Origin of the sequence: Paenibacillus odorifer, assembly GCF_000758725.1 — a bacterium.
Lineage (GTDB): Bacteria > Bacillota > Bacilli > Paenibacillales > Paenibacillaceae > Paenibacillus_AQ > Paenibacillus_AQ odorifer.
On the sequence record NZ_CP009428.1, the window covers coordinates 468,674 to 491,127 of the forward strand.

19 protein-coding genes and 1 riboswitch are annotated in these 22,454 nt (G+C 45.9%); of the genes, 10 read left to right on the forward strand and 9 right to left on the reverse strand.

Annotated features, from left to right (window positions below; all coding sequences use genetic code 11):
* Positions 1–351 precede the first annotated feature (351 nt).
* Positions 352–1,101 (forward strand): WecB/TagA/CpsF family glycosyltransferase, encoded by a 750-nt coding sequence (locus PODO_RS02045; RefSeq protein WP_038568435.1) that lies wholly within the window; start codon positions 352–354, stop codon positions 1,099–1,101.
* A gap of 668 nt (positions 1,102–1,769) precedes the next feature.
* On the opposite strand, the gene PODO_RS02050 is transcribed toward PODO_RS02045, so the two are convergent.
* The 7 genes from PODO_RS02050 to PODO_RS02080 form a co-directional block, all read right to left on the reverse strand.
* The gene (locus tag PODO_RS02050; RefSeq protein ID WP_038568438.1) at positions 1,770–2,663 is read right to left on the reverse strand and encodes a hypothetical protein; all 894 of its coding nucleotides are present in this window, start codon (positions 2,661–2,663) and stop codon (positions 1,770–1,772) included.
* Between the two features lie 229 nt (positions 2,664–2,892).
* A complete protein-coding gene (locus tag PODO_RS02055; protein WP_038574047.1) occupies positions 2,893–3,726 on the reverse strand; it encodes an ABC transporter ATP-binding protein in 834 nt (277 codons plus the stop codon).
* Between the two features lie 34 nt (positions 3,727–3,760).
* The gene (locus PODO_RS02060; RefSeq protein ID WP_036682669.1) at positions 3,761–4,522 is read right to left on the reverse strand and encodes an ABC transporter permease; all 762 of its coding nucleotides are present in this window, start codon (positions 4,520–4,522) and stop codon (positions 3,761–3,763) included.
* A complete protein-coding gene (locus PODO_RS02065) occupies positions 4,519–4,812 on the reverse strand; it encodes a thiamine-binding protein (protein ID WP_036682688.1) in 294 nt (97 codons plus the stop codon). The genes PODO_RS02060 and PODO_RS02065 overlap by 4 nt, the downstream gene beginning before the upstream one ends.
* A gap of 745 nt (positions 4,813–5,557) precedes the next feature.
* Positions 5,558–6,607: an ABC transporter substrate-binding protein gene (locus PODO_RS02070; RefSeq protein WP_052096732.1), complete on the reverse strand. Its 1,050-nt coding sequence runs from the start codon at positions 6,605–6,607 to the stop codon at positions 5,558–5,560.
* Between the two features lie 161 nt (positions 6,608–6,768).
* Positions 6,769–6,879, reverse strand: a riboswitch (TPP riboswitch).
* A gap of 158 nt (positions 6,880–7,037) precedes the next feature.
* Positions 7,038–8,489 (reverse strand): magnesium transporter CorA family protein, encoded by a 1,452-nt coding sequence (locus tag PODO_RS02075; RefSeq protein WP_052096734.1) that lies wholly within the window; start codon positions 8,487–8,489, stop codon positions 7,038–7,040.
* 72 nt (positions 8,490–8,561) lie between these two features.
* Entirely contained in the window at positions 8,562–9,782 is a 1,221-nt protein-coding gene (locus tag PODO_RS02080) for an MFS transporter (RefSeq protein ID WP_038568441.1), read from the reverse strand.
* Between the two features lie 160 nt (positions 9,783–9,942).
* Between PODO_RS02080 and PODO_RS02085 the strand changes: the two genes are divergently transcribed.
* The 7 genes from PODO_RS02085 to PODO_RS02115 all read left to right on the forward strand — a co-directional run bounded on the left by PODO_RS02085 (position 9,943) and on the right by PODO_RS02115 (position 15,477).
* The gene (locus PODO_RS02085; protein WP_038568443.1) at positions 9,943–10,362 is read left to right on the forward strand and encodes a pyridoxamine 5'-phosphate oxidase family protein; all 420 of its coding nucleotides are present in this window, start codon (positions 9,943–9,945) and stop codon (positions 10,360–10,362) included.
* A gap of 119 nt (positions 10,363–10,481) precedes the next feature.
* Complete coding sequence (locus PODO_RS02090; RefSeq protein WP_038568445.1) at positions 10,482–11,156, forward strand: response regulator transcription factor; 675 nt, start codon at positions 10,482–10,484, stop codon at positions 11,154–11,156.
* Positions 11,153–12,580 carry a HAMP domain-containing sensor histidine kinase gene (locus PODO_RS02095; protein WP_038568448.1) on the forward strand — a complete coding sequence of 476 codons (1,428 nt, stop codon included), beginning with the start codon at positions 11,153–11,155 and terminating at the stop codon, positions 12,578–12,580. Before PODO_RS02090 ends, PODO_RS02095 begins: the two co-directional genes overlap by 4 nt.
* Before the next feature lie 70 nt (positions 12,581–12,650).
* A complete protein-coding gene (locus PODO_RS02100) occupies positions 12,651–13,562 on the forward strand; it encodes an ABC transporter ATP-binding protein (protein ID WP_038568451.1) in 912 nt (303 codons plus the stop codon).
* Complete coding sequence (locus tag PODO_RS02105) at positions 13,559–14,275, forward strand: ABC transporter permease (protein WP_038568454.1); 717 nt, start codon at positions 13,559–13,561, stop codon at positions 14,273–14,275. The genes PODO_RS02100 and PODO_RS02105 overlap by 4 nt, the downstream gene beginning before the upstream one ends.
* A 1-nt stretch (position 14,276) precedes the next feature.
* Positions 14,277–15,011: an ABC transporter permease gene (locus tag PODO_RS02110; RefSeq protein ID WP_038568457.1), complete on the forward strand. Its 735-nt coding sequence runs from the start codon at positions 14,277–14,279 to the stop codon at positions 15,009–15,011.
* 100 nt (positions 15,012–15,111) lie between these two features.
* Positions 15,112–15,477 (forward strand): ArsR/SmtB family transcription factor, encoded by a 366-nt coding sequence (locus PODO_RS02115; RefSeq protein ID WP_036682656.1) that lies wholly within the window; start codon positions 15,112–15,114, stop codon positions 15,475–15,477.
* A 366-nt stretch (positions 15,478–15,843) separates the two neighbouring features.
* On the opposite strand, the gene PODO_RS02120 is transcribed toward PODO_RS02115, so the two are convergent.
* Positions 15,844–16,605 (reverse strand): CPBP family intramembrane glutamic endopeptidase, encoded by a 762-nt coding sequence (locus tag PODO_RS02120; RefSeq protein WP_038568459.1) that lies wholly within the window; start codon positions 16,603–16,605, stop codon positions 15,844–15,846.
* Positions 16,606–16,869: 264 nt separating this feature from the next.
* Here PODO_RS02120 and PODO_RS02125 point away from each other — a divergent pair, with 264 nt between their 5' ends.
* Both PODO_RS02125 and PODO_RS02130 read left to right on the forward strand, forming a co-directional pair.
* Positions 16,870–19,113, forward strand: a complete 2,244-nt coding sequence (locus tag PODO_RS02125; protein WP_038568461.1) for a heavy metal translocating P-type ATPase — start codon at positions 16,870–16,872, stop codon at positions 19,111–19,113.
* A 180-nt stretch (positions 19,114–19,293) separates the two neighbouring features.
* Positions 19,294–21,336, forward strand: a complete 2,043-nt coding sequence (locus PODO_RS02130; RefSeq protein ID WP_244886415.1) for a methyl-accepting chemotaxis protein — start codon at positions 19,294–19,296, stop codon at positions 21,334–21,336.
* Between the two features lie 109 nt (positions 21,337–21,445).
* Here the strand turns inward: PODO_RS02130 and PODO_RS02135 are convergent, their stop codons facing one another.
* The gene (locus tag PODO_RS02135; RefSeq protein WP_036682652.1) at positions 21,446–22,408 is read right to left on the reverse strand and encodes an L-lactate dehydrogenase; all 963 of its coding nucleotides are present in this window, start codon (positions 22,406–22,408) and stop codon (positions 21,446–21,448) included.
* Positions 22,409–22,454: the final 46 nt, after the last annotated feature.

Here is a 22,454-nt window from a genome sequence, read left to right on the forward strand (position 1 = left end):
GGTGGTTGGAGAGGTGGCGGAGGGAGTGAAGTGGTTATTGTGAGGTGAAGTGGCTATGGTGGATTGTAGTGGCTGCAGTAGCGTAGTAGCTGTGGTGGCTGGAGAGGTGGCGGAGGGAGTGAAATGGTTATTATGAGGTGAAGCTATGGTGGACTATAGTGGCTGTAGTAGCGTAGTGGCTGTAGTAGCGTAGTAGCTGTGGTGGCTAGGGTGGTGGAATGGTCGGGTGGTTGAAGTGGCTATAGTGTTTGGGTGAGTGGCTGTAGTGATTAAGTAACTTAAATGCCCCCCCTTCCTCCTCTTGATTATGGTAAGGTATATTGAAGTGAAATTTTAGTGAGAGGTGATTATATGGACGGGACAGTTTCAATATTAGGAGTTCCCTTTTCAAAACTAACACTACATGAGACAACACTTCATCTAACAAAACATATTCAATCCGGAGAACCGAAACTTTTCCATTTGATCACGGCTAACCCGGAAATTACGATAACAAGTCAATCGGACGAGTTGCTACGAACCATACTTCAAGAAGCGGATTTAATCACTCCTGACGGGATTGGCATTGTGATGGCTTCAAAAAGAAAAGGCGATCCTATTGCTGAGAGGGTAACTGGATATGAGCTGCTTCTTGAGCTTTTGGAGCAAGGAAATAGCTTGGGATGGAGTTTTTATTTCTTGGGAACAGATGAGCTTACCAGTTGTAAAGCGGTCGAAAAGATCACGGAGTTATATTCGAATGTGAAGATTGCAGGAAGACATAATGGTTTTCTTACCAAGGAAGAGGAGCCTGCCATTGTAGCAGAGATTCAGCGTGCACAGCCGGATTTTCTGATCGTTGCGATGGGGGCGCCATACTCTGACAAATGGGTATATAAGCACAAACAGGAGCTTACGCAGGTAAAAGTTGTTTTTGGCGTGGGGGGCAGCTTGGATGTAATAGCGGGAAAAGTTACTCCTGCACCAGCGCTATGGAAAAAACTCAATCTGGAGTGGTTGCATCGACTTTTGTTCGCTCCAGTTGCGAAGGGACAAAAGTCGCGATGGCGCAGACAGGCAGTTCTGCCCAAATTCGTGTTCCGAGCTATGATTAAGAAATGAAGAAAAGGCCTCGTTTATGGGGGCCTTTTTTGGTTCGGTTGGTGTGAGAGGAAGAGGAGGCAGGTGTGAGAGTAGGAAGTAAGGAGTAAGGGGAAGAGTAATAGTGGTTAGTGGGAGTGAGGTGAGGAGTAGGGGGAAGAGTAATAGTGGTTAGTGGGAGTGAGGTAAGGAGTAGGGGCAAGAGTAAGTAGTGGGATTGAGGTAAGGAGTAGGGGCAAGAGTAAGTAGTGGGATTGAGGTAAGGAGTAGGAGTAAAAGTGAGTAGTAGGATTGAGGTAAGGAGTAGGGGCAAGAGTAAGTAGTGGGATTGAGGTAAGGAGTAGGAGTAAAAGTGAGTAGTAGGATTGAGGTAAGGAGTAGGAGTAAAAGTGAGTAGTGGGATTGAGGTAGGGAGTAGGAGTAAAAGTGAGTAGTGGGATTGAGGTAAGGAGTAGGAGTAAAAGTGAGTAGTGGGAGTAAGTGTAAGAGTAGCGAGTAGAATGTAAGTGCGACTATAGTTGTGACCTTTAAACAAATTAATAATAATAAACAACACCGATTCTGGTTGATGCCATAGCCTCGTATTTAATTCAAGCTAAAAGCTAAAGGGGTACAATAAGGGGATAAATTCCCTTGAGTCACTGGAATTCCGCCCGAAGAGGCAAAAGAAAGGCAAAAATGCCTTAGAATTACTGGGATCCAGCCCGACGCAGCAAATCAACGGTATAAATCCCGTAGAATGAGCCGAATCCGGTCCGACGAAACAAATCAACGGTATAAATCCCGCAGAATGAGCCGAATCCGGCCCGAAGCAGCAAATCAACGGTATAAATCCCGTAGAATGAGCCGAATCTGGCCCGAAGCAGCAAATCAACGGTATAAATCCCGTAGAATGAGTCGAATCCGGCCCGACGCAGCAAATCAACGGTATAAATCCCGTAGAATGAGCTGAGTCCGGCCCGAAGCAGCAAATCAACGGTATAAATCCCGTAGAATTTGCTAAGTCCGGCCCGACGAAGCAAATCAGCGGTAAAAAACCCGTAGAATGAGCCGAATCCGGCCCGACGCAGCAAATCAACGGTATAAATCCCGTAGAATGAGCCGAGTCCGGCCCGACGAAGCAAATCAACGGTATAAATCCCGCAGAATGAGCCGTATCCGGCCCGAAGCAGCAAATCAACGGTATAAATCCCGTAGAATGAGCCGAATCTGGCCCGACGAAACAAATCAACGGTATAAATCCCGCAGAATGAGCCGAGTCCGGCCCGACGAAACAAATCAACGGTATAAATCCCGTAGAATGAGCCGAGTCCGGCCCGACGCAGCAAATTAACGGTAAAAATCCCGTAGAATGAGCCGAATCTGGCCCAAAGCAGCAAATCAACGGTATATATCCCGTAGAATGAGCCGTATCCGGTCCGACGAAGCAAATCAACGGTATAAATCCCGTAGAATGAGCCGAACCTGGCCCGAAGCAGCAAATCAACGGTATAAATCCCGCAGAATGAGCCGAATCCGGTCCGACGAAGCAAATCAACGGTATAAATCCCGTAGAATGAGCCGAATCCGGCCCAACGAAACAAATCAACGGTATAAATCCCGTAAATGTCCCCAGCCCAACCCGGTTACTATCCATTACCAACACGGAGGCCGTTTTCGCCACACATTTAATGTGATCCCTACTATGATGAGTGAAATTTGTTAAATGAGCAGATACATCCGCACCAATTGTAAATATGTTAGGGAATTTATCGCTGCAAATAAATAACTGACACCGCTATACCAGCGATATCAGTTTACAGTGCTTAGCGATTAAGCTAGCGGCTGCCTATTTTTAGCTTGTTCCTCTCGCATCCACTGTGACAACTGGCGTTTGAGCTTAAGGAACTCGGGAGAGTCCGTAATCTCATCACGGCGTGGCCGCGGAAACGGCACATCGACTGTATGCAGGATGGAGCCGGGGCGGCCGGAAAATACATAGATACGATTAGAGAGCAGCAACGCTTCTTCGATGTTGTGAGTAATGAACAGCACAGAGCGGCGATTCTCTTCCCACAGCTCAAGCAGCCAGCGCTGCATTTCACTGCGAGTTAGTGCATCGAGTGCGCTGAAAGGTTCATCCAGCAACATTAGCTCCTGCGGAGCGAGTAATGCTCTGAGAAAAGCTGCACGCTGCTGCATCCCGCCAGACAGCATATGCGGATAAGCATGTTCGAACCCGCTTAACCCAACCTTGGCAAGCCACTGGCGTGCTTCCTCGCGGGCTCCATCCCGCAGTGCGCCCTTGATCTCCCCAGCAAGCAGCACATTATCCTCAATCGTACGCCAAGGAAAAAGAGCAGGCTGCTGCGGCATATAACTAATTTCACCGCGTTGACCTGTAACGACCTTACCGTTCATGCGGATCGTGCCTGCATCGGGTTTCACAAGGCCGCCAATCATATGGAATAAGGTGCTTTTTCCGCAGCCGGAAGGACCAACGATCGAAACGAATTCTTGTTGCTCTACCTTGAGAGAGACATTATTCAGAACTTTTGTCTCACGGCGACGATGGAAAAAAGATTTGGAGATGCCGCTCACTTCAAGGGCGGGTGCCGCGGTATGAGCTTCAGGAGAGCTGGTGACTTCTGTTGTTCTGTGTTGCATTTGCATCGCTTGAGACATACAGGCATCTTCCTTTCTATGAGTTACGGCGCGGCTTCCAGCGAACCAGCCATTTTTCCAGCAATGCAATAATAGCAAAGAGTACAAGACTTAAAAGTACAATAATAACAATAGCGACAAACATCCGATCCGTACGATAAGCGGATTTCTGCAGAAGCATATAATAGCCAATACCCTTATCCGCGCCAATCCATTCAGCGACCACGGCGCCCATAACCGCATAAGTAGCAGATATTTTTACACCGGAAAATAGTGCCGGGATAGAAGAGGGCAGCTCCAGCTTGGTAAAGATTTGCCACTTGCTTGCGCCAGCCATTTTCATATAATTCATCATGACCTGATCACTTTGGGCCAGGCCGCCCATCGCAGCGACAGCTACAGGGAAGAAACATACTAGTGTAATCAGCACGATTTTGGGCAAAAGACCAAAGCCGAACCAGATAATGAGCAGGGGGCCGAGCGCGATGGAGGGAACATTTTGACTCAGAATAATGAGTGGATAAAAAGCCCGTCTAGCCCAAGGCAAAAGATGCAAAAGCAAAGCGACGATCAGACCTACCCCCGTACCGATGGGAAAACCAATTAAAGTGAGCCGCAGCGTAGCCATCGTATGAGCCCAAAGACCAGAAGCGTTACTGGTGGATTCACGGGCAATATCAGCAGGACTCGGCAGAATCCAGGATTCAATATGAAATACAGATACAGATAGCTGCCATACGGTTAAAAAGAAGACGACCGCCACAAGGGGCGGCCATATTAGCTTCCAGGTCGATCTCACGGCCGATATTTCTCCGTCAATTTATCCATGCTGATTCCGTTAGGATTATGAGCGATTTTGATCTGCGAAATTACGCTTGGACTGCCTGCTTCGATCAACGCCTCTTGCATCTGACGCACAACCTCCAGCAGCTCGCTAAGCTCACCTTCCATTGTGGTTTCCAGCGGATTCACCTGATGTTTAACACCGGATTTTTGAATGACCTCAATCGCTTTATCTACGTATGGGATGGAATCCTCATTGTTCGGAGTTTTTGGAATTACTTGAATGCTTAGTAGGGTGTTAGCCACAATAATCAATCCTCTCATTTTATATGGTAAGTTCAAAAAGCCAACTTTGATAACGAAGTAATTCAGGAAGCAAACTCGACATCGAATCTTGAACGAACTTGGGAAGTCCGGTACTCACGTAGCACATCACTACGCTCCGTTCCTCCTTCCTCAAGTAACGTCCAACCTTCTTGGTTCTGAAAGCTGACTTTTTGAACTCTTAAATTATAAGGTAAGTTCAAAAAGCCAACTTTGATAACGAAGTAATTCAGGAAGCAAACTCGACGTCGAATCTTGAACGAACTTGGGAAGTCCGGTACTCACGTAGCACATCACTACGCTCCGTTCCTCCTTCCTCAAGTAACGTCCAACCTTCTTGGTTCTGAAAGCCGTCTTTTTGAACTCTTAAATTATAAGGTAAGTTCAAAAAGCCAACTTTGATAACGAAGTAACTCAGGAAGCAAACTCGACATCGAATCTTGAACGAACTTGGGAAGTCCGGTACTCACGTAGCACATCACTACGCTCCGTTCCTCCTTCCTCAAGTAACGTCCAACCTTCTTGGTTCTGAAAGCCGTCTTTTTGAACTCTTAAATTATAAGGTAAGTTCAAAAAGCCAACTTTGATAACGAAGTAATTCAGGAAGCAAACTCGACGTCGAATCTTGAACGAACTTGGGAAGTCCGGTACTCACGTAGCACATCACTACGCTCCGTTCCTCCTTCCTCAAGTAACGTCCAACCTTCTTGGTTCTGAAGTCCGCTCTCTACTCCGCCGGTAAAAAATCATTACTGAATGCACTAGCAGCATCCAGCGGTTTATCCAGCAACTTCAGATCGTACATCCAGTCGCCATAATTCTGCCAGACCTCGGTTTTTTGCTCGCCCCAGCGGGCAGCATCGTCCTTGTATTTTGGGCTAAGCCATTTTTGACTAGCTAGGACAAGGTCGGCGTCCAGGTCAGGAACGGCCTTTGATAACATACCGGCAGCCTCTTCCGGATGATCAATGGCATATTGATAACCTTTTGATGTGGCTTTCATGAAGGCCTTCACCAGATCAGGATGATCTGCAATTTGCTTCTCACTCGTCGTCAGCACAGGCGTGTAATAATCGAGCTGCGGCGCATAATCCTTTAAGTACAGCATATCCAATGGCTCGCCACGCAACTCAGCCTCAACACCAGTCCAAGCGTAGAAAATCCAGGCGAAATCAATGTCACGTTTGACGGCGGTAAAATAATCAGCTTCACCGATACTGATCAGCTTCACCTTTTTCACATCGCCACCTTCAGGATCCATGATAGCTTTCATGGCTGCTTCTTCCGCCGGTGAGCCCCAGCCTCCGTAGGTTTTACCTTCGAAATCCTTTGGTGATTTAATATTGCGATCTACTGGAGCAGCGAATCCCGACGTATTATGCTGAATAATAGCTGCTATCGAGACAAGGGGTACGCCTTGTAGACGGGCTAGTGTTAATCCTTCTTGGGCGCTGATGCCAAATGCGGCTTCGCCAGAAGTAACCATAGTATCAGAACCCGCTGCGCCTGGCTGAACGATCTCGACGTCCAGACCTTCTTCAGCGTAGTAACCAAGATCCTTAGCTACGTATAGACCGGTATGATTTGTGTTCGGTGTCCAGTCGAGTGCGACTTTAACTTTGGTGAGCTCTTTTGGAGCATCCGTCCCAGCCGCAGCAGTTGGATCAGTAGCATTTGCTTTGTTTCCGGCTGTATTCCCAGTGTTGCTGCCGCATCCGGCAATGGCAAGAATGAGTACACAGGTGAGGCACAACGTATGTGCTTTTTTAAGGTGCATGTCTTCTTCTCTCCTTTAAGGTTACAAGAATCCCGTCTTCACAACATGAACCGTAAAGTGTAGTATGTACGTTTTTCTACATCTTTTAGTGATCTTACAAAAAAAGCGCCCCGAGTGATCGGGACGCTGGCTTGGCGCAAGGTTAGTTAAGGTCACAGGGACCAGAACCAATTGGCGATTCCTACGCTGGCATTATCCAGATCAGGTATAAGGGTCAGTATCTTGTGGGATACAATCTCAGCCGGCCAATTCCAGCACCCCTGGTTCTATGAAGTTAACGGGTATTTCTATGTGCAATATAAGTAAGCATAAGTTTTGTACCCATACTTTATATCTTATATTTCTCGCATACGGTGTATTATAGACGGCTGTACTCGGAATGTCTAGTAGTGCACTCCTGAATTTTTCCAATCCAGTAGTTTCTTTTTTGCTAGTCTAGATCTTTATATTTCTTGCGGTGACGCCGTTTAAGCTCACTAACCAGCGCCCCTAGCGTGAGGACAACGCTGATCAGAATCCCGCTCATGATCACGAAGAGGGCAAGAAATTCAAAGGGAGAATAACCAATCATTTTACTCCATTGAATCTTTCCATCCAGATCGTCAATGACCTGATTCATGCCGTAAATCCCGCTTACTACCGTAAATACAGTGAGAATCATCAGCAGATTATCCCGTCGCTTGGACTGAAACTTATCCTGATACTGAAACAGGTCATTTAAGGTTTCTTTCACTTCCTCGAACAAAGCATCGTTTCCGTATACTTTACGCAGCTGAAGAAATATCTCCCGGCCCTGCGACTGGGAAATCAACTCCAAGAAGTAGAACTTTGCCGAGAACTTATTGATGGAGTAGATTAGATTGTCTATTTCCTCATAATCATGATTAATCCGAAGTCGGGAGTGCATATTGGCGAGCTTTAGCAGAACGATTTTATGGAAAATATTGAGTAAAAATCCGTAATAATATTGCCCGTACATCTGGTTGGCTAGACTAACAGCAATCTCCTGTTCAGCGCGGGTCATGCAGCAAAAGGTCTGCTCATTCATCATATAATACGTGTCTGGACCCCAGCGATTATAGGAGTGTTCATGACAATAGTTCGCAATATACGCTGGATCGCTGGCACTGGCATAGGGCTTTCCGTTGAGATCAATTCCATCAAGCTGTGAGGCGCGATAGCGCAGATTTACACTAATCTCATCAGAGCTTTCTTCATTCTGAAAGCCATAAAAAGCTTGCACCTGCATTCTTTCATCTACGAAAAAAGGAAGGGTCTCGAAATAAGCCCCATTGATATCCGATTGATCCAGATATGGCTCCAGTCCATCCACCAAATTTCGGAAGACAAAATCCTCTACCATCTCATAGGTCTGTTCCCCGCAATGAATATAAGTGTAATCATCCTGTATGAAGGTATTCTCTAGCGCACGGAAACGATCCGCGAATTCTAGGGCAATACTAAAGGGAATTGAATCCCCCTCCAGCTGGACACGTATCGTCACGAATCCAAGCTGAAAAGGACATATGAATATATCCGTCGAGAGAATTTTGAAAAATATAGATTGCTGCGGAATCTCCAGAATGCAGTCGAGATTATTTACTCTGGAAAAACGGCGAAACGAGTCGGCATCCTTCCTGCGTGGAAAAAGGACATGTGCAGCAAACGGTAAATAGGTGCGCTCCATACGTTCATGGGAAACACAGTAGCCATCTCCGTAATAGGCAGCTTCAAGCTCTTTATTATCCAGAAAAAAACGTGTGAAGCCGTCGTCCTGTAATTGCTGGATAAGCTGCTTAGAATCGCCCTTTTTTATAGAAAAGGGAAATATAAACTGCATGAGCGCAGTATGTAACAAAGGCTCAGTTGAAGACTCATTCATTCATCGTCCATCCTTGTGCTCAGAATATGCTTATAGATCACATTACCCTAAAAGGATAACGTTGATACTGTTCTAAATACGGGAACTCTTTCCTTTCAACGCTTGCATGGACTGGAACCTCCATGCGGCAATGCTTAGCAGAAACAAGAAGGCGGCAAAAGCGGCCAGTAATCCGGCTGTTTGTGCCACTTCTAAATGGTCCATAGACCAGCCCATAAACAGAGGTAGCAAAGCACCGCCAACACCTCCGGAAGCAATCATAATGCTGGGTGTTGACTCTTCGGTGCAAGGCAGCATTTTGCTGGAGTAGACTAAAGCAATGGAGAAAATACCGGACATAAACAGCCCCAGCAGCAGAATTACAATGAAAGCAGCCATTCGATTGTCAGTGAACGGAAAGAGTGCCAGCAGTAACAAGGTTAGTAAACAGCTGCTGAGAATGTACACGCGATAAGATATTTTTTCGGCAATTACACCCGCAAACAATCTTCCTGTAGACATCGCCAGCCAAAAGAAAGTGACTGTCAGTGCTGCGGCAGACTCCGTCATCCCTAGCTTGGCAATAAAGATAGCCGGCATAAAGTTGACTAAACTCATCTCTGTGCCTACATAAAGAAAAAAGAAAACGATGAAGATCCCTAACAGAATCCATTGCTTACCTTTATACGGAAATTTTTTGTTAGAACGTGAGCTTGAGGATTGCGAATTGTCTGCTCCTTGGACAGAGGCGCGTTCATCCAGCATTCGTTGTAGATTACCGAAATGCCCTCTTGTCCAGAGGATAAGAGAAATTAAGGAGAAGGCAGCGACGATTAGAAAGGCCAATCTCCACGCTCCGGCAGCAATGAGCGGACTGGCGATAAGCGGCATCACGAGTGCGCCTATCCCGAATAGCACTTCAAGCCGGCTCATTGCAATAGCAGTTCCTTCGGTTACAGCACCAATAATAATGGTGCCGATAACCGCTTCGATCATCCCGAAACCAAAACCTGCGGCAACAGCGATAACATACATCCAGCCCCAAGGCGGTAGAAAGGCGTAGGCAATTTCTGCAACTAGTAGAAGACTGGTGGCAATGAGGATGCCTCCACGTTTTCCGAAGCGGCGATTAAGCAGGGGAGAGACCAACACACCTGCTAAAAAACCAGCGAATTGACTAAAGATTAATTCACCGCCAGCACTATAATTTTGATCATAATGTTGCAGTAGAACGGGCAGAATAGATCCCAGCACAACATGTGCCAGACCGATAACGAAGTAGGAAAGACAGCCGATCCAAATCAGTTTTTTCACGAAGTAAGCTCCTTATCTTGAAGTAGTTTATGAGGTAAGGTCGGATTCAATGTGAACCTGAAGGGTACATTATAATAAGCACCATTGTTATGATAAATCCAAACGGTGAGCTTGGATATATAAACTTTTGTTTACATGCTTGAAGGGAGAGATTTACGTAATGGATAACAAACAACTGGAGCAACTCATTATTAAGGCATTGGATGACAACAAGTTCGGTTCCTTTGGTACGATCGAAGAAGGAAATAAGCCGAAAGTACGTTATATGGCCATTTTCCATGAGGGTTTGAGAATTTATTTGGCTACAAATCGCAAAACTCATAAAGTGGAGGAGTTATCCGATAATCCGAATGCTTTTGTACTGCTTGGCTATGAGGCAGGCGGAAGCAAAGATGTGCTGGAGATTGAAGCAACTGCTACCGTCTCTAAGGATGAAGGCTTGCGCTCCAAGGTATGGAATAAAGAGCTGGAGCCATGGTTTACAGGACCTGATGATCCTAATTATGTAATTTTGGAGCTTACTCCAACACGTATTGAGTATGTAGGCAGCAATAAAGAGCATGGAGTATGGCAGCCGTAAGCTATAGCTTTGAATTGATCAAACAGCCCTCCTATCCCATATGGGGTAGGAGGGCTGTTTGATGTGTTATAATGACTTCAACTTTTTAGGTATTCATATCGGGGAGGAGCTAAAGCTACATGAGCGTTACTCTGTTATATATTGAAGATGATCGTGAAATTGGCAGTGTAGTGTCTGCTGATTTAAGCGAAAGAGGATATAGTGTCCGCTGGTTACGGAGCGGCGAAGGAGCAATGGAAGAAGCCGGCGCCTGCCAACTGGCTATTCTCGATGTTATGCTACCAGGTCTGGACGGGTTTACGATCGGGCAACGTTTGAAACGTTCTTACCCTAAGCTGCCCATTTTGATGCTTTCCGCCCGGACCTCTATTGATGATAAGCTGCAAGGTTTGGAGTTCGCAGATGATTATTTGACCAAGCCTTTTCATCCGGATGAATTGGCCGCTCGAATTGAGGTGCTGCTCCGAAGGAATGGGGCATCTGTTCAGGATTCGCTCACACTTAAACATCTAGTCGTATATGAAGGGGATAACCGCGTAATGAATGCTCAGACTCAGGAAGAAATCATGCTTACAGGTAAGCAATTTCAGATTTTTTCCTATTTGCTGCGTCATCTTAACCAAATTATGACGAAGGAGCAGATCTACGAGGCCGTGTGGGGTGAGGCTTATATCGAAGGGGATAAAACTCTGATGGTACATATTCGTTATTTGCGCGAAAAGCTGGAGCTTGATCCGGGTAATCCGGAAATTATCGAAACTGTCCGTGGGATCGGCTACCGGGTAAGAGCATGAGAGGATTAGAGCGCATTCGCAAGAAACGTAATTCCTCCTTGTTATCAGGGTATTTGCTAATTATCGTATCTGCACTGCTATTTATCCCTGTGGTCCTTCCGTTGTCTTTTGTTGGCTACAATATTCTTAACGAAGTGACCAAAGGTGCCCCGCCTGTAGATACATCCCTGTATTCGAATATTGCACCGCTGGAGACTATGTGGCATAAAGAGGCACTTCACTTAGAAAATGCTTCTTCGGAAGCCATAAATCAGCGGCTGATTGAATTGAGTCGAAAATACACCGAGGCTACTATGTTTTGGGTAGACGCGCAGGGAAAAACCCAGTTGATTCTCACGCCTGAAGAAGGGGATAAGGATAAGATTTACCCTGAAGTTCCTGATCAGTGGACTGCGGCTGAGGCTATTTCATTTATGAAAGAAAGTACGAATCGTGATCCTTTAGCCATCGTTGCTTTCGTGGGGGACAAAGTGGAGGCAGACAAGGGATTTATGGTGATGCAAATTCCAAGCAAGCTGCTGAACAAAGGGGCTTATGGGGGATTAGGGGCTTGGGCTTGGTATAACTTTGTGTTATTTACCCTTTTTGGAGGGTTCGCTCTGGTTTCGTGGATGTTCTTTAGAAAAATTCGCAAACGGCTGCTGCAACTGCAAACCGCGATGACGATTACAGGCCCGGATAGAATGCCTAAGTCTATAGTGACAGGCAAACTGGACGAGATCGGTCGCCTGGAGGAAGCTTTTAATACGATGGTAACCAAACTGGATGAAAGCCGACGCAGGGAAATAGAAGAGGAAGAGTTGCGTAAGCGTCTAGTCTCGAATTTATCTCACGATTTACGCACACCTCTAACCGTCATTCGCAGCCATATCCATGTTATGACCAAAGAGGATCTGACCTCAAAAGGTAAGCAGTCCTTACAGCTTATGGATGAGCGTATTGCGGATCTTAGCGTCCTGATCGAGAATCTTTTATCTTACAATCTGCTCAATAGTGGACGGGTAACCTTAAAGCTGGAACGTAAAGATGTTCTACGCTTGTTACGGGAGAGTGCGGCTGCTTGGTACCCCGTATGGGAAAAAGAGGGCTTCGACATTGATATTAACCTGGAAGCCGAACCGCTATTCTGGAGGGTGGATGAGGTCTGGTTCCGCCGTATTCTCGATAATTTGTATCAAAACATTGTACGACATGCCAGCAGCGGGCATTATGTCGGGATCTCAACGGAGCAACGTAATGAACAACGTGCCATAATTATTGCGGATCATGGTCGAGGCATTCAGAGTCCATCCGATTACAAGGGGGCAGGTTTGGGATTGTCTATCGTCGATCTTTTGATGAAGCATATGGAGCTGGAATGGGTTGTGGAGAGCACAGGCAAAGGCACTTCTATTGTAATCTTTGATCCGCATCGTGAAATTTAAACAAAACTTAAACTTGGCACTTCCTTGTTCTTAACCTTGGGACGTTATGCTGTATACCGAGGTGAAGAACATGGAAGAAACAGTGATTAAAACTAAGGATTTATTGAAAAAATATCGTGGCCGGGCTGCGGTAGAAAATTTGAATTTAAATATCCGTAAGGGAGAGATTTATGGTTTTCTGGGTCCCAACGGAGCTGGGAAAACTACAACAATCCGTATGCTGCTTGGCCTAATTACACCGACATCTGGAAAAATTGAAGTGTTCGGCCAGGATCTTCGGAAGAATAAGCTGCAAATTTTACGGAAGGTAGGGTCGCTTGTCGAATCCCCCTCGTATTATGGGCATCTGAGTGCTGTGGACAATCTCGAAGCGATCCGCCGCATTCTGGATGTTCCGAAGTCACGAATCGCTGAGGTGCTAGATATTGTTTCTCTAACCGGGGAAGAGAGACGTCCGGTCAAAGGGTTCTCCCTCGGGATGAAGCAGAGACTTGGTATCGCAGCTGCCTTGCTAGGGAATCCAGAGCTGCTTATTCTGGACGAGCCAACGAACGGACTCGACCCGTCAGGGATTCAGGAAATTCGTGGGCTTATCAAACGTTTGCCACAGGAGCAAGGAATTACGGTTGTAGTATCCAGTCACCTGCTTAGTGAAATTGAACAAATGGCAGATACCGTGGGTATTATTCGCCAAGGGCAAATGGTATACCAAGATACAATAGCTAATCTGCAACAACAGGCTGCTGGCGAGATACGCCTTGCGGTTTCGGAACCAGAGTCTGCGTTACGTCTCGCTGGAGGCCGGGGGTATGAAGGGACACTACAAGAGCAAAAACTGATTTTTTCAAGAATGAACGATGCAAGAGTAGCGCTGCTAGTCAAGGCTTTGGTAGAGAATGGGCACGCTGTCTATCGTGTAGAGGAGCGGAGACAATCGCTTGAGGACTTCTTCCTACAGGTTGTGGGAGGCGGGGAATCATGATGTGGCGGGCGTTGTCAGCGGATTGGCTTAAAATCCGCGGCAAAGGAATTTGGTTTCTAGTGTTTCTAGGACCGATTGGTCTAGTATCCATGCAGGGCCTTAACTTTGGCCTTCGTTATGATTATCTGCGTCAGCAGTATAGCGCGGATTTATGGGGAGGACTTCTGGATAATGTGTCCGGGTTTGTGCCCACAGCTCTTTTTCTGGGCGGCACTTTAGTATGCTCGCTGATTGCAAATGTCGAACATCAGATGAGTTCATGGAAGCAGCTCTTGGCACTGCCTATCTCTCGTACCTCAGTGTTTATGGCTAAGTTAATGCTCTGTCTGCTGCTAGTGGCAGTTTCCTGCTTGTTGCTCTCAGTGGGGATAGTTGTTTTAGGGCTTATTTTGGGCTTCAAAGCTGATCTTATTCCTTATGTGGATGTACTCAGAATTGGCTTTATGTCCTATATTGCGGCTCTGCCGGTCATCGCGCTACAGCTGTGGCTTTCCCTGGCTAATCGTAATCAGACACTGCCGGTTGCCCTGGGGATCACATTATCCTTGACGTCATTTTTCTCCATGTTCCTTTCGGAGTGGGTGCCTTTAACATGGCCATATTTGGCGTGGGACTCCTCTAATCGCCTCTTGTTCAGCGGTGCGGGTCTGCTGCTGGGAATGCTGGTGTTTTTGCCGGGTGCAGTGCATTTCGCTCGAAAGGATGTGGATTAAGATGAAGTCATTTTGGAGAGTATTATCCTCAGAGCGATTAAAAATGTCTAAATCATATGTTTGGCTTTTAGTCATAGGAAGTCCGGTTTTATCACTGGTTCCCGGATTGTTATCGGATAATCAAGGCGAGAAGATAACTTGGGAGCTGCTGTTAAGTGTGATGTCAATGATGCATGCTTTGCTGTTTCTGCCTGTGCTTTCAGGCATTTTTGCGGCCCTGATCTGTCGTTATGAGCATCATGACGGTGGCTGGAAGCTATTGTTGTCTCTGCCTGTAACCCGGTTGTCGGTGTATCTCTCAAAATATGTGATGATCATCGGATTGCTGGCTGCTGTGCAAATAACGTTCCTCGTTATGGTGCTGGGAATGGGCTTGTTCCGTGGGGCTCCAGATCCAATCCCTTGGGCGCTGCTGCTAAAATCAGTATTTGGCGGCTTTGTAGCCTGCCTACCACTCGCCGCATTGCAGCTGGCGATCTCGCAAAGCTGGAGCAGCTTCGGCGCACCGCTGGCGCTGAATGTGAGTCTGACTATTCCCAATATACTGATCGCTAATTCTTCAACCTACGGCCCCTACTATCCTTGGGTACAGCCGATGTTGGCCATGAGTCCTTATGGTGATGACGGATTTGGTGCCTTTAATCTGCCTTTAGAGACACTGATGATGATAGTGGGAGGGAGCTTGATTGTCTTTTTTGCCGCAGGACTAATCTCCTTTTATCGTAAAGCAGTCTGATTCACAATCAGAGGTTATAAACTCCTCCTCAATGGACATCCCGTGCTGTTTTTCTTATAATTAAAGAATATAATTAGCTAAGATGGAGGAGGGCGAGAGCATGGAGCCAACGGCATTAGAGGACTGCGACAATACATGCAAGGGTTCAGAGCTTGAACCGGAATCCATTGCATTGATCCTGCCAGACCGTGGGATTACTGATAAAATGGCAGAAATGTTCAAAGCGTTGGGTGATCCAACACGAGTGCGGCTCATTTACGCTTTGTCACAGCAAGAATTATGTGTACATGATTTGTCCGTGATCCTTGATATGGGCCAATCTGCGATATCCCATCAGCTCCGTTATTTACGGAATCTACGGATCGTGAAGCGTCGTAAAGAGGGGAAAACGGTATTCTATTCGCTGAACGATGCGCATGTGGAGCAGATCTTTTTGCAGACCCACGAGCATGTCCGACACGAATAGCTAGTTGCAAAAAAAGAGGGACTCCCAGCAGCCATTGGATGGTTTGTTGGGAGTCCCTCTTTTTATTATGCCGACGAGTCTAACCATCCACTACGGCTTACGGACCCAGCTGACGTTATTTGCACAATAATCGCTTTTTGAGCAGAGTTGCGGACCTCAGTGCAGTTATTCTTTAGAAAGAGGTCTTATTTTGCTCTTTTTCATGCCAATAGCGCCTATGGGGTCCGATAATATGCTAAACCGGGGATAATACTGCTTTTAGTGTCAACTGGGTCCGTTAGCTGTGTGGGTTGCGACAAATATTGCTCTAATGAAACCAAGTTGAATCCACTGAAGCCTTGTATTTCGAAGTAAGGATTTAGCTTATTAGCTGGCTTGATTTAGGTTCTTCGTTAGGTTTGGTTTTCTAAAGGACAACACTAGCCAGACACATTGCACAGCAAGCACTAGCAGGATAAACAGATCGATTCCCATGTATTCACTCGTATTATCGTTGCCCACAAACTGAATTAAATTATGTATAAAGTGAAAGGATATCAGCGGAAGAATATTATTATTTTTTAGCATTAGCAAGGCTAGCGCAAAACCGATCAGAAGCGCATATACGAGTTGTAGAAGAATTTGTGTGACATCTGTGCCGGATAATGCATTAAGTAAGTGGGTAATAGAGAAGAGAATACTTGAAGTGATCACTGCTGTTTTAGCCCCTTTAGGAAGCAAGGTCTTAAAAATCAAACCGCGATAGATGCTTTCCTCCACAAAAGCGACCAGCAGGGTGAAGAAAATAAAGAACAGTACCTCGGATGCGCTGATCTCACGAAAACCCTTAAAGGATATGGTAATCAGGACCACTACTAGTGGGGCATAATAGATCCAGTTGCCCGAGGATATGGTGTTTAGAGGTCGGAAGCCGAGCGTGCTCCATTTGCGCTTAACTGTAAAGTAGATGATGAGTACAAGCGCGATTGGGATGAAGGAGATAAGTACAGGGGCGTTGTACGCAAGTTCCTTAATGGTTGCGTAAGCCCCGGCGGCAGTTACGGCTACAAGTAATAACACCTCGATAATAACTACGCTCCAAATGGGGTGTTTCTGTGAAAAAGAAGACGTTTTGGCTAGCTTTGACATGTTCTAAATTCATCCCTTCTGTGTAAATCATTTGCCCATCGAGCTTCATTGATAATGGGGTCATTCGTATGTAAGAAACTTACTTTCGGTCATACATGATTTTACATATTTTCACGTAAAGGTCAATTGATTTAATTTTTAAGATAATGTAGAAAAATGGTGTATATCGCGTATTGACCTTGAAATATAAAGGGAATATAATAGGGCTAAGATAACATATGAACAAGTGCTCATATATGGTTTTTATTTGAGGAGATGTGCCGTATGGATACAATGCAAGGAAAATTAAAACGTCAGTGGGAATTAGAAGGTTTGGATTGCGCCAATTGCGCGATGAAAATTGAAGATAAGGTGAAGAAGATTGAAGGTGTATCGTCTTGTTCCGTTAACTTTGTAACAAAAACAATGACGTTGGAAACCGCCGCAGGGTATGAGGAATCAGCGATTGTAGAAGCGAAGAAAACGGTGAAGGCACTCGAGCCCCACGTAAATGTGAAAGAGAAGGTTGGGGGAAATCACAAGGCGCGCAATAGCGGTGCTCATGAACATACGCATGCTCACGAGCATGGTCATGAGCACGGCCATCAAGCTGATGGACATCATCATGATCATGAGGATGCTGAAGGTCATGGTCATACACATGAGCATGGGGAAGGCGACACACGCAAAATATTGCTGCGGTTAGGCGCTGGTGGAATTCTTGCTCTAGCTGGGATATTCCTGCCCGTGGATGGAGTAGTTGAATTGCTGATCTTTTTGGCAGCCTATCTTATCGTGGGTGGTGAAGTTGTCTGGCAGGCGGTTAAGAACATCATCCGTGGCCAGGTGTTTGATGAGAATTTCCTGATGGCTCTGGCAACTATCGGTGCATTTGCGATTGGTGAGTATCCAGAGGGCGTGGCAGTAATGCTGTTTTACCAGATTGGAGAGCTGTTCCAAGGTCTGGCTGTGAATCGTTCACGCCGATCTATTACGGCACTTATGGATATTCGCCCCGAGTTTGCCTATCTCAAGCTTGGAAATGATCTGAAGAAGGTCTCACCTGAGGAAGTAGCCATCGGAGATTTGATTGTTGTTAAACCCGGTGAGAAAGTACCCCTTGACGGAACTATATTTGAAGGTAACGCCATGATGGACACATCTGCACTTACTGGAGAGTCGGTGCCACGATCAGCTGGTCCAGGAAGTGCGGTGTTAAGTGGTTTTATTAACCGGAACGGCGTAATTACTGTGCAAGTTACTCAGACCTTTGGAGAATCGGCCGTATCCAAAATACTGGAGCTAGTGCAGAATGCATCAAGCAACAAAGCTAAAACCGAGAACTTTATTACTAAATTTGCACGTGCCTACACGCCTGTAGTAGTGATCACAGCAGTCCTGCTGGCCGTCGTTCCTCCACTGCTGATCAGTGGTGCGACTTTTTCGGATTGGATTTACCGAGCACTTGTATTCCTCGTAATCTCTTGTCCTTGTGCGCTTGTGGTCTCGATTCCACTGGGATTCTTCGGAGGGATTGGTGCAGCTTCACGCAGCGGTATTCTGATTAAGGGAAGCAACTACCTGGAAGCCCTAAATGATGTGAAGGTAGTTGTCTTTGATAAAACGGGAACGTTGACCAAGGGACAGTTTAAGGTGACGGGGATTTATCCGTCGGGTGGCAAATCTAAGGATGAATTACTGCGGACAGCCGCTTATGCGGAGAGCCATTCCAATCACCCGATCGCTGAGTCGATTCGGACGGCTTATGGTGAACAGATTTCTAAGGAAGCTATCACGAATTACAATGAAATCTCTGGTCATGGTATCGAAGTAACTATCGAAGGCAAGACCGTATTTGCAGGTAACGCACGTCTGATGGAGCGTGAGGGAATTGCTTATGAGGTCCCAGAGCAGAGCGGTACCGTTGTTCACATTGCGGTAGATCATCAATACGAGGGTTATCTGGTGATCGCCGATGAAGTGAAGGAGGACTCACTGCAGGCCATTCAGCGCCTCAAAAAGCTTGGTATACGCAAGACGGTGATGCTGACAGGTGATGCTTCCGCCGTAGCTGAAGATGTAGGGAAGCAGTTAGGGGTAGATGAGGTACACGCAGAGCTTTTACCACAGCATAAGGTAGAGGCCATCGAGAAGCTGGATCGTGAAAAGTCTCCACGCGAGAAGATTATTTTTGTCGGAGACGGAATTAATGATACTCCTGTACTGGCTAGAGCCGATGTCGGGATCGCTATGGGGGGACTCGGTTCCGACGCTGCCATTGAAGCAGCGGATATTGTAATTATGACCGATGAACCTTCGAAGATTGCTGTAGCTATCGGAATTGCCAAGCGTACTCGGACCATCGTATGGCAAAATATTATTTTTGCTTTAGGTGTAAAAGCTATATTCCTTCTGCTCGGTGCATTCGGGATTGCCACGATGTGGGAGGCTGTATTCTCAGATGTAGGGGTAACCGTACTAGCCGTACTGAACAGTATTCGAGCTTTAAAAGTGCAAGACGAGGGTTAAGTATCTTTGGTGTTTAAATAAATGATTTCAACAAAAGTAAGCTTTAGGATTCCAGTTTTAGGGGTCTTAGGGCTTATTTTTTTTATTTGCCAGCAAAGAATTTGTCTTTTTTTGCCGATATAGAAGATATATCCACATCAGGAGACATTATAACAAATGGAGTCAGGAGGCTATTTCATCGTGAATGAAAATGAAATGAAAGGAAACAAGATGAAAAAAATGAGAAAAAATGTAACGAAGAGAAAAGCGACGTCAATTCAACTTAAGTGGTCATCTGTTATATTAGCTATTGCAATCGTGCCGCTCATGGTAGCGACCATATTTTTACTTGATTATTTCGGCAATGTCACACGCACAGACAGTGAGCAAATGGCGCAGGACACCATTAATACGAACACATTCCGGATGGATGAGTGGCTATCCAACAAAACCTCGTCCGTAAAGGATCTGGTGTCCCAGCATCCTGAGTTCGATTTTACGAATCCAGCGAGTATCTTCCCTGTGATAGAAGTGCTGGAGGAAAGTGACAGTGAGACAGAAGGTTACAGTGTCATCAGTAAAGACGGCCAGTTAACTAATATGATGAACATGACCGCAAGTGTAGCAGATGCGAGCTATTTCTTGAAAGCGAAAGAAACACATGCGCCTGTGTTGGGGGAAATGTCCTATCTGGAGCAGCTTGATAAATATATCATTCCGATCGTAGTTCCTGTCATGGATAAGGATAAGCAATTTATGGGAGGTATTGTCTTCTCGATTACTCCTGAAGTTCTTGCCGAAATGAGTAATGAAATTACTATGGCGGATACCGGATTTGGATACGTGATCTCAAATGATGGCATGTATTATACTTATCCAGACGTCAGTCGTATGGGCAAAAAAATTACCGATTACGCTAAAGAACCGGCTCTTCAGAAGGTCGTTGACAAGATTTTGAGCAACAAAGAGGGGTCCGAAACTTATAAGGGCGAAGATGGTAAGAAAGTCATTACATACTTTAAGACCATTCCAGATACTGACCTGAAGCTTCTTGTAACAGTACCGGAGAAAGAGGTTTTTGCCAAAGTGACCTCTGCACAAAGAACAGCAATGTTCATCTTATTGGCAGTTATACTCGTCATAATTTTTGTTTCTCTCTACCTTACTCGCCTTATCGTTAGACCCATTAAAGCTATTTCCTCCACTATGAAAAAGGTGGCAGAGGGTCATCTGAATGAGAGGGTTAAAGTGCAATCCGGAGATGAAATCGGCGAGATGAGTCAAAATATCAATGATATGATTGAGACACTCTCCGGTATTGTCAACAAGATTGATACAACGGTAGTGGAGGTTTCTTATTCCTCAGAAGGAATGCTGAAATCGGCTCAACGGTCGTCTTATACTTCAGCAGAGGTAGCAACAGTTATCCAAGAAGTGGCTCAAGGAATGGAAGAGCAATTCAGAGGCTCGGAGCAATCGGCAAGAGCAACGGAAGAGATGGCCGTAGGTTTGCAACGTATTGCTGAGTCCTCTGCAGCGGTATCAGATCAGGCTGAGACGGTCAACTCAGAAGTAGAGAGTGGCTATTTGGAAATCCAATCTACACTGCAACAGATGGCTGTTATCAGTTCCACAGCTAATCAGACAGCCGAGATGATTGGTAAATTAAGTGAGCAATCGGAACAGATCGGACAAATTGTGGATGTAATTTCTGAGATATCCAATCAGACAAGCTTATTATCTTTAAATGCTTCTATTGAGGCTGCCAGAGCTGGGGAACATGGCCGTGGCTTCGGTGTAGTTGCGAATGAGGTGAAGAAGTTAGCGGAGCGGACGAACAGTTCCATCATTAGTATAGTGGAGCTGATCGGCGGCATTCAGTCTTCGACAACAAGTGCAGCGGATTCCATGAAGAAGAGTATTGAGGAAATTGGCGATGGAATGGGAAAAATGCAAAACGTCGGTGTTTCCTTTGATCATATCCGTTCTTCGATCCGTGAAGTATCGTCGCAAATACAGGATGTGTCAGCAATTAATGAAGAGATGTCAGCTGGCACAGAAGAAATAACGGCTTCTATATCCGATATGCTCGGAATAGCTAAAGAATCTGCTGAGAATGCTCAGGCGGTCTCATTAGCTTCAGCGGAGCAGACGGAGATTATGAAGGATGTCGTGTCCTCGGCGGAATCACTTAATGAAGTGATGTCTGTGCTGAAAGAAGAAATCGAGAAGTTTAAAAAGTAGGAGATAAACTGAGATTCATCTCCTTATAATACAAAAAATCGCTCTTTGGGAGCTGGTGGGCTTATTTCACCAATTCCCAAAGTAGCGATTTTTTTTGTTCTTTATGAGATTAAATGCTTTCTTCCAGCTGTAGACTCTCGATGCCTGCACGTACAATATTGCAGGAGTTGTTCAATTTCTGGGTTTCCTCTGTATTTAAATTAAGCTCCAGCAGCTCTTGAATCCCAGTGTTGCCTATAATGGCGGGCACACCCGTGCATACACCACTATGTCCGTATTCTCCATCCAGAATGGCGGATACGGCGATAATTTTGTGCTCATCATTCAGGATCGAACGGGTAATGTAGGCAAGTGCGCTGCCAATCCCGAAATGTGTGGAGCCTTTACGGGTGAAAATTTCCCAGCCGGCATCTTTTGTCTTGCGGGAGATATCCTCCAGATCCAGATGCGGGAACCGCTCGCGATGCTGATCCAAAATTTGTAGAATAGGCTTGCCGCCAATTGTCACATGGGACCAAGCTACAAATTGAGATTCGCCATGTTCACCTAACGCGTAGCCATTAACACTACGCGGGTCAATGGAGAACACATCGGAGAGCAGTGTTTTTAGGCGCGACGAGTCAATGGAGGTTCCGGTACCGATAATTCTGTGGCGAGGCAGACCTGATATTTTCCAGACCATATAAGTGACAATATCGACCGGATTAGCGGCGACTACGAATATTCCATCAAATCCCCCAGCCATGATGTTGGTAATGATTTCTCTAGTAATAACCGCAGAGGCTTCCAATACGTCAAGTCGGGTCTGCCCGGCTGTTGGATTAGCACCAGCGGTTAAGATAACTACATCCATCTTTGCACAATCGCTATAGGTTCCGGCATATACCTTTGTGCGTGTGCTTGTGAAATCCATACAGTGCGAGAGATCAAGTGCTTGTGCCATAGCCCGATCATAGGTGCGGTCGATCATCATTATCTCGTCACAAATAGCCTGATTAACCATGGAGTAAGCACAGCTTGAACCCACCATTCCGGCCCCGACGATGGCTACTTTTCTCGATTTACTTTTCAATTGCCTTGTCCTCACTCTCTAAAAGTTATACGCAGTATAGGTTTCC